Below are 13,309 nucleotides of genomic sequence, written 5' to 3'. Positions count from 1 at the left end.
CGGCCTGGCGAGAAGCGAATTGACCGCAGATTTTCACTGTTCGAATGTTTGGTCAATGCCGGCCACCCAACACGCTGCGCAAAATGCAGCACGCGCGCCCCGCCGTCGCTGCGCATAACAATAAGGACTCGACAATGAAACGCACCCTGACCGCCCTTGCCGTGGTGGTAGCCGCCGTTGCTGCTGGCGCCACCTGGTACATCCACAGTAAACAGCCGATGCGCGATGGCCAGGTTCAACTGGCGCACCTGGATGGCGCGGTCAGCGTGCGCTACGACGAGCGCGGCGTTCCCCATATCAAGGCGCAGAACGAGGCCGACATGTACCGCGCCCTGGGTTACGTGCATGCCCAGGACCGTTTGTTCCAGATGGAAATGTTGCGGCGCCTGGCCCGTGGTGAACTGGCCGAAGTGCTCGGCGCCAAGTTGGTGGACACCGACCGCCTGTTCCGCACCCTGCGCCTGCGCGAACACGCCGACGCCTTCGTGCCCAAGCTCGACCACAACACGCCGGCCTTCAAAGCGCTGGAGGCGTACCTGGATGGCGTCAACCAGTTCCAGGCCAGCCACCCGAAACCCATCGAATTTGACCTGTTGGGCATCCAGCCCCGTCCCTTCACGCCCGAAGACACTCTGAGCGTAGCCGGCTACATGGCCTACAGCTTCGCCGCTGCGTTCCGGACCGAACCGGTGCTCACCTATGTGCGCGATGAGCTGGGCCCGGACTACCTGAAAATTTTCGACCTGAACTGGAAGCCGCAAGGCGCCATCGGCCAGGCCGCACTGGCGAGCAACGACTGGCAAGACCTCAACGCCATCGCCCGCCTCAGCCACGACGCGCTGGTGGATGCCGGCCTGCCGCAGTTTGAAGGCAGCAACGCCTGGACCATTTCCGGCAGCCGCACGCAAAGCGGCAAACCGCTGCTGGCGGGCGACCCGCATATTCGCTTCGCCGTGCCGGCGGTGTGGTACGAAGCGCAGCTGTCGGCCCCGGGCTTTGAGCTGTACGGCCATCACCAGGCGCTGAACCCGTTTGCCTCGCTGGGCCACAACATGGACTTCGGCTGGAGCCTGACCATGTTCCAGAACGATGACCTGGATCTGATCGCCGAGAAGGTCAACCCGGACAACCCCAATCAAGTGTGGGTGAACGGCCAGTGGGCCGACCTGCAAACCCGCGAAGAAGAGATCAAGGTCAAGGACGCCGCGCCGGTCAAACTCACCCTGCGCCAGTCGCCCCACGGCCCGATCATCAACGACGCCCTGGGCGCCTCAGCCGGCAAAACGCCGATTGCCATGTGGTGGGCATTCCTGGAAACCGAGAACCCGGTGCTGCAAGGTTTCTACGAGCTGAACCGCGCCAACACCGTGGAAAAAATGCGCAGCGCCGGGGCGAAAATTCAGTCGCCGGGCCTGAACCTGGTGTGGGCCAACGCCAAGGGCGACATCGGCTGGTGGGCCGCCGCGCAACTGCCCATCCGCCCGGAAGGCGTGAACCCGACGTTCATCCTCGACGGCAGCACCCACGAGGCGGATAAAAACGGCTTCTACCCCTTTAGCGCCAACCCGCAGGAAGAAAACCCGGCGCGCGGTTACATCGTCTCGGCCAACTTCCAGCCGGTATCGCCCACCGGCATGGAAGTGCCGGGCTATTACAACCTGGCCGACCGTGGCGCGCGCCTCAACGCGCACCTGGCCGACAACAGCGTGAAGTGGAACCTGGAAAACAGCCAGGCGCTGCAACTGGACACCGGCACCGACTACGCCAGCCGCGTGCTTCAACCGCTGCTGCCGGTGTTGCGCACCGTGGTCACCGACCCCAAGGAAATTCCTCTGCTGGAGCAGTTGAGCACCTGGAAAGGCGACTACCCGCTGGACTCAGTGAGCGCGACGATCTTCAACCAACTGATTTACCAACTGGCCGACAGCGCCATGCGCGACGAATTGGGCGATGCCTTCTTCACCAACCTGCTGGCCACCCGCTCCTTCGACGTGGCGTTGCCGCTGCTGGCGGCCGACGAGGAATTCGCCGTGGTGGGACAACCGCACCACGCCAGCCAAAGAAACCCGCGCCGACACCGTAAAAGCGGCCTGGCAGGCGAGCATCGCGCATTTGAAAGCCACCGCTGGCGACGACCCGGAAAACTGGCAATGGGGCAAGCTGCACACCCTCACCCACGGTCACCCGCTGGGCGCGCAGAAGCCGTTGGACAAACTCTTCAACGTCGGCCCGTTCGCCGCACCCGGCAGCCACGAAGTGCCCAACAACCTCACCGCGCCGGTCGGCCCGGCGCCGTGGGGCGTGGTGTACGGCCCTTCGACCCGTCGCCTGATCGACTTTGGCGATGCGGCGCACAGCCTGGGCATTAACCCGGTTGGGCAAAGCGGCGTGGCGTTTGATGCGCACTATTCCGACCAGGCGCAAACCTACATTCAGGGCGGGTATGTGCCGCAGCATTTTGAAGAGTCGGAAGTGGCGGCCAATACCAAAGGGACGTTGAAGTTGGTGCCGGCTAAGTAGCTAAGACTGGAAGGCAAAAGCCCCGCAGATGCGGGGCTTTTTTTATGGGCGTGGGTTTTGCGTTGGGGCTGGCCCTCACCCCCCGCCCTCTCCCGCAAGCGGGCGAGGGGGCTTAACCGCGTAATAGGCTAAATCGGTGGTTGAGTTCCCCTCTCCCGCTTGCGGGAGAGGGGCTAGGGGTGAGGGCCGAGCCAACGCCTATTTCTAGCTCAATAAAAAAACGCCCCGAAGGGCGTTTTTCACAACCAACCAATCAAGCAGTCGCATGCTTCTGCGACGGATCCCGACGGCTATCCGGCCCCGCCAGATTGGCCGCACCGGTGGTCTCGTCCATGGCTTGCTGAATCGCTTTCAACCGACGCTTCTCGGCCTTGCGGCTGAAGAACCAGACCAGGAAGGTGAAGATCGACACCACCAGCAGAATCAAGCTGGCCACGGCGTTGATCTCTGGCTTCACACCCAGACGCACAGCCGAGAACACTTCCATCGGCAGGGTGGTGGAACCCGGGCCCGATACGAAGCTGGCCAGTACCAGGTCATCCAGCGACAGGGCGAACGACATCATGCCGCCCGCTGCCAGCGACGGCGCGATCATGGGGATGGTGATCAGCATGAACACTTTCCACGGTCTGGCGCCCAGGTCCATGGCCGCCTCTTCGATGGACATGTCCAGCTCACGCAAGCGCGCCGATACCACGACCGCCACGTACGAGGCGCAGAAGGTGGTGTGGGCGATCCAGATGGTCAGAATGCCGCGCTCTTGTGGCCAACCGATCATCTGCGCCATGGCTACGAACAGCAGCAACAGCGACAGACCGGTGATCACCTCGGGCATTACCAGCGGCGCGGTGACCAGACCACCGAACAAGGTGCGACCCTTGAAGCGGGTGATACGGGTCAGCACGAATGCCGCCAGGGTGCCGAGCACCACCGCCGAAATCGCGGTGTAGAAAGCGATTTCCAGCGAGCGGCCCACGGAGTTCATCAGTTGGGTGTTGTCGAGCAAACCGACGTACCACTTCACCGACCAGCCGCCCCACACCGTCACCAGCTTGGAGGCGTTGAAGGAGTAGATGACCAGAATCACCATGGGCATGTAGATGAATAACAGGCCCATCACCAACATGATGTTCGAGAAACTGAAGCGCTTCATGCTTTGCCCTCCAGTTCTTTGGCTTGGCTACGGTTGAACAGAATGATCGGCACGATCAGGATCGCCAGCATCACCACCGCCAGGGCAGAGGCCACCGGCCAGTCGCGGTTGTTGAAGAACTCTTGCCACAACACCTTACCGATCATCAGCGTTTCCGGGCCGCCCAACAGTTCTGGAATCACGAACTCACCCACTACCGGAATGAACACCAGCATGCAGCCGGCGATGATGCCGTTCTTGGCCAGCGGCACGGTGATTTTCCAGAAGTTGTTGAGGTTGGTTGAGCCCAGGTCCGAGGCAGCTTCCAGCAACGACAGGTCGTGCTTCACCAGGTTGGCGAACAGCGGCAGCACCATGAACGGCAGGTACGAGTAAACGACGCCGATGTACACCGCCAGGTTGGTGTTGAGGATTTGCAGCGGCTCGTTAATCAGCCCCATGCCCATCAACGCCGCGTTAAGCAGGCCGTTGTTGCTGAGAATGCCCATCCAGGCGTACACGCGGATCAGGATGGCCGTCCAGGTCGGCATCATGATCAACAGCAGCAAAACGGTTTGCGTGTCCTTGTTGGCGCGGGCAATGCCGTAGGCCATCGGAAAACCGATTACCAGGCAGAGCACGGTGCTGATGAAGGCCATCTTCAACGAGCCGAGGTAGGCCGAGATGTACAACTCGTCCTCGGTGAGCATCACGTAGTTGCCCAGGTTGAGGATCACCTGCAGCTTCTGCTCCACGAAGGAGTAGATCTCGGTGTACGGCGGAATGGCGACGTCGGCTTCAGCGAAGCTGATCTTCAGAACGATGAAGAACGGCAGCATGAAGAACAGAAACAGCCACAGGAACGGCACGCCAATGACAGCGTGTCTGCCGGTCGGCATCAGCGCTTTTAGTTTTCGACTTTTCATGAGGCGTAACGCGACCCCGCTATCGTCTTCCCACCAGACGTACACCTCGTCGCCCCAGGTTGGACGGGCGCCGCGGCGTTCCGCGTTGGCCACGAACGATTGCACGATCTTGCCGCTCGGCAGCTCGACGTAGAACACCGAGTGGCCGCCCAGGTAGGCGATGTCATGCACCTTGCCGCGCGACCAGTTGTATTCGCAGGTCGGCATTTCGGTGGTGACCAACAGCTTCTCGGGACGGATGGCGTAGGTGATTTGTTTGTCTTGTACGGAGGTGGTTACCCCGTGGCCGACGTAGATGGCGCGCTCCAGATCCGGGCTGGCGATCAGGGCGTGGCCTTCCATGTCTTCCACCACGTGGCCTTCGAACAGGTTCACGTTGCCGATGAACTCGCACACCATGCGGCTGGTGGGCGTTTCATAGATGTCGATGGGGCTGCCGATTTGCGCGATCCAGCCCAGGTGCATGATGGCGATGCGTTCGGCCATGGTCATGGCCTCTTCCTGGTCGTGGGTCACCATTACGCAGGTCACGCCAACGCGTTCGATGATTTCCACCAGCTCGAGCTGCATTTGCGAACGCAGTTTTTTGTCCAGTGCGCCCATGGGCTCATCGAGCAGCAGCAGCTTCGGGCTCTTGGCCAGCGAACGGGCCAGGGCCACGCGCTGACGCTGGCCGCCGGAGAGCTGATGCGGCTTGCGCTTGGCGTACTGGGTCATGTGCACCAGCTTGAGCATCTCGTTCACGCGCTCGTCGATTTCAGCCTTGGACATGCGGTCCTGCTTGAGACCGAAGGCGATGTTCTGCGCCACGGTCATGTGCGGGAACAGCGCGTAAGACTGGAACATCATGTTGATCGGCCGCTCGTAGGGCGGCATATCGGTGATGTCTTGGCCGTCGAGGAAAATCCGTCCCTCGGTTGGGCGTTCAAAGCCTGCCAGCATCCGCAGCAAGGTGGATTTACCCGATCCTGAGCCGCCGAGCAGGGCGAAAATCTCGCCCTTGTTGATTGTCAGGGACACATCGTCCACTGCAATCGTCTCGTCGAACTTCTTGGTCACCCGATCGATTTTGACCAAAACCTCTTTAGGTTTCTGGTCGCCCTCGAGGGCTTTCTTGTAGGCGCCGGAGGCAACTGCCATTACAAAACTCCCAACTTTATTTTGAGGGCCAGCCCACTACGGACCGGCCTTTTTTCATCGTCACCCGACTGCTGTCAGGTGATTACTGGGTTATTAGCGCCAGGCGCTTCACTCGTTATGTGTTCAGTCGTTATTTGCCGGACTTGATCTTGGTCCACGAACGGGTCACCACGCGTTGCAGTTTTTGCGGCAACGGCACCGATACGTACAGGCGGTCGAGGACCTCTTGCGGCGGGTAAATCGAAGGGTCGTTACGCAGCTCCTGGTCCATCACCGCATCAGCCTTGCTGTTGGGGTTGGCGTAGCCGACGTATTCGCTGATCGGCGAGATTACGGCCGGGTCCAGCAGGTAGTTGATAAAGGCGTGGGCCTCTTTGGGGTTCGGGGCATCTGCCGGAATGGCGAGCATGTCGAACCACAGATTGCCGCCTTCTTTCGGAATGCTGTAGGCGATCTCGACCCCCTTGCCGGCTTCCTTGGCGCGCTCGGCGGCCTGGAACACATCACCGGAGAAACCCACGGCGACGCAGATGTTGCCGTTGGCCAGGTCGGAGATGTATTTCGAGGAATGGAAGTAGGTGACGTAAGGACGAACCGCGAGCAGTTTGGCTTCGGCCTTTTTGTAGTCGTCAGGGTTGGTGCTGTTGGCATCCAGGCCCATGTAATTGAGCATGGCCGGGAACATTTCATCCGGCGAGTCGAGGAAGGCGACGCCGCACTGGCTCAGCTTCTTGATGTTCTCCGGCTCGAACAGCGTGGCCCAGGAATCGATATGGTCGACGCCCAATACCGCCTTCACTTTTTCCACGTTGTAGCCAATGCCGTTGGTGCCCCACAGGTACGGAACGGCGTAGACGTTGCCCGGATCGACCTTGTCGAGCTGCTTGAGCAGCTTGGGATCCAGGTTACTGAAATTGGGCAGCTGGCTGCGGTCGAGTTTCTGGAACACGCCGGCCTTGATCTGCTTGGACAGGAAGTTGTTCGAGGGCACCACCACGTCGTATCCGGTGCGGCCAGCGAGCATCTTGCCTTCGAGGGTTTCGTTGGAGTCGAACACGTCATAAACCGGCTTGATCCCGGTGGCTTTCTGGAAGTCGGCCAGGGTGGTTTCGCCGATGTAGTCGGTCCAGTTGTAGACATGCACGGTCGGCTCGGCCTGGGCCAAGGCACTGATGCCCATCAGGGCAGCGGCGCTTATCAGGGTTTTGCGCAAAGAGGTTCGCACACGTCCATCCTCATTTTGTTAGATCAATATGGCCATCAACGGTGGCCAGTTGGGTTACCGCATCTGCGCCGTTTGTACGGTGAGCAGGTGGCAAAACGGCAATCGCGGGGCGCAAAAAACTGTAAACGCCACTGCTGAGAGCCCGGCACTTCAACTACTGAGCAATACATCTTCAGAAGAACCGTGGGCCTCGTCGACGCCCAGGTTCCGGACACACCTCCAGCGGTTTGTTGTCACCGCCAGAGGTGTTGGTTCGCTTACTTACCAGACTTGATTTTGGTCCAGGAGCGGGTCATCAAACGCTGAACCTTGGCCGGCAGGTCAGGGAACGCGTAGAGCTTTTTCATCACGTCGTCGCTTGGGTAAATGCCCGGGTCTTTACGGATGGCTTCGCTCACCAACGGCGTGGCGGCGGAGTTGCCGTTCGGGTAAGACACCTCGTCACTGATTTCAGCAATGATTTCCGGCTTGAGCAGGAAGTCGACGAACTTCAAAGCGCCTTCCGGGTTTGCGGCATCCTTCGGAATGGCCACGGTGTCGAAGAATGCGCCAGCGCCTTCCTTCGGAATGTTGTAGCCAACGTTGACCTTGTTCTTCGCTTCTTCAGCGCGGGACTTGGCCTGGTAGATGTCGCCCGAATAGCCGATGGCCACGCAGATGTTGCCGTTAGCCAAGTCGGAAATGTATTTGGACGAGTGGAAGTAAGCGGTCGAAGGACGCACTTTCAGGAACAGCGCTTCAGCTGCGGCCAGCTCTTTCGGGTCCTGGCTATCTGGCTTGTAGCCCAGGTAATGCAGGGCGGCCGGCAGCATTTCGGTCGGCGAATCCAGGAAGCTCACGCCGCACTCTTTAAGCTTGGCCATGTTCTCTGGCTTGAACACCAGGTCCCACGAATCGACCGGCGCGTTGTCGCCCAGAATGGCTTTGACCTTGTCGACGTTGTAACCGATACCGATGGTGCCCCACAGGTAAGGAATGGCGAACTTGTTGCCTGGGTCGCTGATTTCCAGGGTCTTCATCAGCTCGGGGTTGAGGTTCTTGTAGTTCGGCAGCTTGCTGCGATCGAGCGGCTGGTAAACGCCGGCTTTGATCTGCTTGGCCAGGAAGGAGTTGGACGGCACGACGATGTCGTAGCCCGACTTGCCGGCCAGCAATTTGGCTTCGAGCACTTCGTTGCTGTCGTACACGTCGTAGACGACTTTGATGCCAGTCTCTTTGGTGAATTTTTCCACGGTGTCCGGTGCGATGTAATCGGACCAGTTGTACACGTGCAGCACTTTGTCATCGGCCTGGACCGCGCCGACCATCACTCCCAATAAGGACAACGCGAGAAAGGACTTGCCGAATGTTTTCATGCGTACAGCTCCTGTTTTATGTAGTTATCCGAACAGTGGCGTTTGCTCAGGGGAACGTTGCATCCGCTCCCTTGGCGGCCACCCTTCGGTGAGCCTGGCCAACGCACCGTGCAGTCTGGCAAGGACCAGCGCGGGTTTACAACTTTTCGGCGCACTCGAAGCGAAATTTCGCCCCGAACGTGCCTGCCCATTTACTGCTTAGCCGAGTACTGCACTGGCGGTCAGATCCAGGCACTTACGTGCCTTGGTCACCAGCTCATCGATTTCGTCTTTGCTGATTACCAGCGGTGGCGCAATGATCATGGTGTCGCCCACAGCGCGCATGATCAGACCGTTGTTGAAGCAATGGCCGCGGCAGATCATGCCCACGCCCTTACCCTCGAACCGCTCGCGGGTCTTTTTGTTCTTCACCAACTCGATTGCGCCGAGCATGCCAAGACCGCGCACTTCACCCACCAGCGGGTGATCCGCCAGCTCACGTAAACGCTTCTGCAAATACGGTGCCGTTTCGGCGCGCACCTTCTCCAGAATCTTTTCTTCGCGAATGATCCGCAGGTTTTCCAGCGCCACGGCGGCTGCCACCGGGTGCCCGGAATAGGTAAAGCCGTGGTTGAAATCACCGCCTTCGTTGATCACTTGCGCCACCTTGTCGCTGACGATCAGGCCGCCCATGGGGATGTAACCGGAGGTCAGGCCCTTGGCGATGGTCATCAGGTCGGGCGTATTGCCGTAGTAATCGCTGCCGAACCACTCGCCGGTGCGGCCGAAGCCACAAATCACTTCGTCAGCGGCGAACAGGATGTCGTACTTGGCGAGAATTTCGCGCACCTTCGGCCAGTAGGTTTCGGGCGGAATAATCACGCCGCCGGCACCTTGAATCGGCTCGGCGATAAACGCCGCCACCTTGTCTTCGCCGACTTCGAGAATTTTCTCTTCCAGTTGCTCGGCGGCCCAGATACCGAACTCGGCCGGGCTCATGTCACCGCCCTCGCCAAACCAGTACGGCTGCGGGATGTGCACGATGTCCGGCAGCATGCCGCCCTGCTCGTGCATGCCTTGCATACCGCCCAACGCGGCGCCGGCCACGGTGGAACCGTGATAGCCATTAAGGCGACCGATGATGACTTTTTTCTGCGGCTTGCCCTTCACCTGCCAGTAGTGACGGACCATACGCAGCATGGTGTCGTTACCTTCGGAACCCGAGCCGGTAAAGAACACGTGATTCATGTGCGGCGGCGCCAGCTCGGCGATGGTTTTCGCCAGTTCCAGCACCGGCGGGTGCGCGGTCATGAAGAAGGTGTTGTAGAACGGCAGCTGCTTCATTTGCTTGGCGGCGGCTTCGGCCAGTTCGTCGCGGCCGTAGCCGATGGCCACGCACCAGAGGCCGGCCATGGCGTCGAGAATCTTGTTGCCTTCGCTGTCCCACAGGTACACGCCGTCGGCCTGGGTGATGATGCGCGGGCCCACTTCTTTCAGCTGTTTATAGTCGCTGAACGGCGCCAGGTGATGGTCGTTGCTCAGCGCCTGCCATGCGCGTGTCTGCGGGTTTTTCATCGGGCTGGTCATTGCAAACCTCAATTCAAACAAGCCCGGCGTGTGCCGGGCCTGGTGAGTCTCTGATTAAACCGAGAGCAGCAGGAACTCGCGTTCCCACGAGCTGATTACGCGCTTGAAGTTCTCGTGCTCGGCACGCTTCACGGCGATGTAACCGCTGACAAACTTGTTGCCCAGGTACTTCTCGACGGTCTTGGAGTTTTCCATGCGCTCCAGGGCGTCTTCGATGGTCAGCGGCAGGCGCAGGTTGCGGCGTTCGTAGCCGCGACCTTTGACCTGGGCGCTCGGGTTCAGCTGCTCGACCATGCCGATATAGCCGCACAGCAAGCTGGCTGCGATGGCGATATAGGGGTTGGCGTCGGCGCCCGGCAGGCGGTTTTCCACGCGGCGGTTTTGCGGCGACGCATCCGGTACGCGCAGGCCCACGGTGCGGTTTTCTTCGCCCCATTCCACGTTTACCGGCGCCGAGGTGTCGGGCAGGAAGCGGCGGAAGGAGTTCACGTTCGGCGCGAACAGCGGCAACAGCTCAGGAATGTATTTCTGCAGACCACCGATGTGGTGCAGGAACAGCTGGCTCATGGTGCCGTCTTCGTTGGAGAAGATGCTCTTGCCGGTGGCGATGTCGATGATGCTCTGGTGCAAGTGCATCGCGCTGCCAGGCTCGCCGGTCATGGGCTTGGCCATAAAGGTGGCGGCCACATTATGTTTGAGCGCGGCTTCACGCATGGTGCGTTTGAAGATGATGATCTGGTCGGCCAGGTGCAGGGCGTCGCCGTGACGGAAGTTAATTTCCATCTGCGCGGTGCCGTCTTCGTGGATCAGGGTGTCCAGATCCAGCTCCTGCAATTCGCACCAGTCGTAGACGTCTTCGAACAGCGGATCGAATTCGTTGGCGGCGTCGATGGAGAACGACTGGCGGCCAGTCTCGGCGCGGCCGGAACGGCCAATCGGGGCTTGCAACGGGTAGTCCGGGTCGTCGCTGCGCTTGGTCAGGTAGAACTCCATTTCCGGCGCGACGATAGGCTGCCAGCCCTTCTCGGCGTAGAGCTTGAGCACCTTCTTAAGGATGTTGCGCGGCGACAACTCGATCGGGTTGCCTTGCTTGTCGTAGGTGTCGTGAATCACCTGGGCGGTAGGCTCGATGGCCCACGGTACGAGGAACACGGCATTTTCGTCCGGGCGGCAGATCATATCGATGTCAGCCGGGTCGAGCAGGTCGTAATAAATGTCGTCTTCCACGTAGTCGCCGGTGACGGTCTGGAGCAATACGCTCTCAGGCAGGCGCATGCCCTTCTCATCGATGAACTTGTTCGTGGGCGCAATCTTGCCGCGCGAAATGCCGCTTAGATCACTAATAAAGCACTCAACTTCGGTGATCTTGCGCTCTTTCAGCCAACTGGTGAGTTGGTCGAGTTTGGGACTCATAAAGACCTCAGGGGGGATTGAAAACTTAGCTCTATAGCTAAGCTCAGCGTTGACTCGCCCGCTTGCGGCAGGCATCTCCAAATGCCTGGAAGATGGCGAGGTATTCGGGGTTCGAGGCCACTTGCCATTCAGGGTGCCACTGCACACCGAGGGCGAAGCTTTTGGCGCCTTCAACCGAGACCGACTCGATCAGTCCGTCAGGAGCCAGGGCCTCAACACGCAGGCCCGGCGCCAGACGTTCAACGCCCTGACCATGTATGGAATTGACGCGTATCTCGCCTGGCAAACCAAGGCCGGCGAGCACGCCGCCCGGCTGCACATGCAGCGGATGGCTGGGTGAATACTGGATTTCGACAGGCTCGTTTTCCGGCTCGCGGTGATCCATGAAGGTGCCGGTTTCGTGAACCTTCTGGTGCAAGCTGCCGCCAAACGCCACGTTCATTTCCTGAAACCCGCGGCAAATACCGAATACGGGCACGCCAGCGGCCACCGCTGCGCGAATCAGGGGCAGCGTGGTGGCGTCGCGTTCAGGATCATGGAGCGTGCCGGGCGCACTGGCCGGGCCGCTATAAAGGTGGGGTTCTACGTTGGACGGCGAGCCAGTGAACAACAGGCCGTCTAGACTCTCCAGCAGGGCGTCGAAATCGAGCAAATCGGCCAGCGAAGGAATGATCAATGGCAGGCCACCTGCGCCGACGGCCACTGCCCGAACGTATTTGTCACCCGCTATATGGTAGGGATGGAGGCCGACCTGCTTGGTGCAGGCGGTAACGCCGATTAACGGCAGGCGCGACATGGGACACCCGTTTTATTGCTGTTATGGGTTTGAACCGGAGCTTAGCCTTGTTCATTTTTTTACACAATAGTGATGTAAAAAATCTAACACGGCTCGCTGAGCGCCGCGCCAGACAAGGGCGCCAAGGGGGTTCAGATGCCCTGAAACGCCCTAAAAATGGCCACTGCGCCCCGTTTCAGGGCAAAATGTGGCACTATTGACAGCCTGAGGCGATTAAGATTGACTCACACCCCATCAGTCTGATGATTGATATTTTTAACAATAAAGGTGTTGCATCATGTCGGTACCCCCGCGTGCCGTTCAGCTTAACGAAGCGAACGCGTTCCTTAAGGAACATCCTGAGGTCCTGTTCGTCGACCTTCTTATTGCAGATATGAATGGTGTGGTGCGCGGCAAGCGCATCGAGCGTGCGAGCCTGCACAAGGTTTACGAACGCGGCATCAACCTCCCGGCTTCTTTATTCGCACTCGATATCAACGGCTCGACAGTGGAAAGCACTGGCCTGGGTCTGGATATCGGCGATGCCGACCGTATCTGTTACCCCATTCCGAACACGCTATGTAATGAGCCTTGGCAGAAGCGTCCGACCGCGCAACTGTTGATGACCATGCATGAAATGGAAGGCGAGCCGTTTTTCGCCGATCCACGAGAAGTGTTGCGGCAGGTGGTCGCGAAGTTCGACGAACTGGGCCTTACTATTTGCGCCGCGTTTGAACTTGAGTTTTATCTGATCGACCAGGCAAACGTGAACGGCCGGCCTCAACCGCCGCTGTCGCCGCTGTCGGGCAAACGTCCGCACTCCACACAGGTTTATCTCATCGATGACCTGGACGAGTACGCTGAATGCCTGCAAGACATCCTCGAAGGCGCTAAAGAGCAGGGCATTCCTGCTGACGCCATCGTCAAGGAAAGTGCTCCGGCGCAATTCGAAGTCAACCTCCACCATGTGGCCGATCCCATCAAGGCGTGCGACTACGCCCTGCTGCTCAAGCGTCTGGTGAAAAACATCGCCTATGACCATGAGATGGACACCACCTTCATGGCCAAGCCGTACCCGAACCAAGCGGGCAACGGTCTGCATGTGCATATTTCGATTCTGGACAAAGAAGGCAACAACATCTTTGCCTGCGATGACCCGGAACAGAACGATGCGCTGCGCCACGCCATTGGCGGTGTGCTGGAAACCATGCCGGCCTCGATGGCGTTCCTCTGCCCCAACGTCAACTCGTACCGCCG

8 protein-coding genes and 2 pseudogenes are annotated in these 13,309 nt (G+C 59.5%); 2 read left to right on the top strand and 8 right to left on the bottom strand.

Annotated elements, in window-relative coordinates:
- The first annotated feature begins 44 nt into the window (after positions 1-44).
- A pseudogene (locus ACZZZP_RS00050) lies at positions 45-2,520 on the top strand (penicillin acylase family protein).
- Positions 2,521-2,773: 253 nt separating this feature from the next.
- On the opposite strand, the gene ACZZZP_RS00045 reads toward ACZZZP_RS00050, so the two are convergent.
- The 8 genes and pseudogenes from ACZZZP_RS00045 to ACZZZP_RS00010 all read right to left on the bottom strand — a co-directional run bounded on the left by ACZZZP_RS00045 (position 2,774) and on the right by ACZZZP_RS00010 (position 12,073).
- Positions 2,774-3,673, bottom strand: a complete 900-nt coding sequence (locus ACZZZP_RS00045; RefSeq protein WP_463384458.1) for an ABC transporter permease subunit — start codon at positions 3,671-3,673, stop codon at positions 2,774-2,776.
- Positions 3,670-4,551 (bottom strand): ABC transporter permease subunit, encoded by an 882-nt coding sequence (locus ACZZZP_RS00040; protein ID WP_163016725.1) that lies wholly within the window; start codon positions 4,549-4,551, stop codon positions 3,670-3,672. The genes ACZZZP_RS00045 and ACZZZP_RS00040 overlap by 4 nt, the downstream gene beginning before the upstream one ends.
- Positions 4,552-4,581: 30 nt before the next feature.
- Positions 4,582-5,718: pseudogene (gene potA / locus ACZZZP_RS00035) on the bottom strand (polyamine ABC transporter ATP-binding protein); the annotation flags it as partial.
- A gap of 130 nt (positions 5,719-5,848) precedes the next feature.
- Complete coding sequence (locus ACZZZP_RS00030) at positions 5,849-6,898, bottom strand: polyamine ABC transporter substrate-binding protein (protein ID WP_122497732.1); 1,050 nt, start codon at positions 6,896-6,898, stop codon at positions 5,849-5,851.
- Positions 6,899-7,200: 302 nt separating this feature from the next.
- A complete protein-coding gene (locus tag ACZZZP_RS00025; RefSeq protein WP_463384457.1) occupies positions 7,201-8,298 on the bottom strand; it encodes an extracellular solute-binding protein in 1,098 nt (365 codons plus the stop codon).
- A 198-nt stretch (positions 8,299-8,496) separates the two neighbouring features.
- Positions 8,497-9,864 carry an aspartate aminotransferase family protein gene (locus ACZZZP_RS00020; protein WP_463384456.1) on the bottom strand — a complete coding sequence of 456 codons (1,368 nt, stop codon included), beginning with the start codon at positions 9,862-9,864 and terminating at the stop codon, positions 8,497-8,499.
- 54 nt (positions 9,865-9,918) lie between these two features.
- Positions 9,919-11,277, bottom strand: a complete 1,359-nt coding sequence (locus tag ACZZZP_RS00015) for a glutamine synthetase family protein (protein ID WP_108098960.1) — start codon at positions 11,275-11,277, stop codon at positions 9,919-9,921.
- 43 nt (positions 11,278-11,320) lie between these two features.
- Positions 11,321-12,073, bottom strand: coding sequence for a gamma-glutamyl-gamma-aminobutyrate hydrolase family protein (locus ACZZZP_RS00010; RefSeq protein WP_463384455.1), 753 nt, complete (start codon positions 12,071-12,073; stop codon positions 11,321-11,323).
- A 277-nt stretch (positions 12,074-12,350) separates the two neighbouring features.
- Here ACZZZP_RS00010 and ACZZZP_RS00005 point away from each other — a divergent pair.
- Positions 12,351-13,309, top strand: a 959-nt coding sequence (locus ACZZZP_RS00005; RefSeq protein ID WP_463536172.1) for a glutamine synthetase family protein, incomplete at its 3' end; no start/stop codon positions are given.

Source organism: Pseudomonas sp. AC211, from assembly GCF_979258055.1.
Note: the sequence above shows the minus strand (reverse complement) of the source record. Positions and strands in the feature narration are given on the sequence as shown.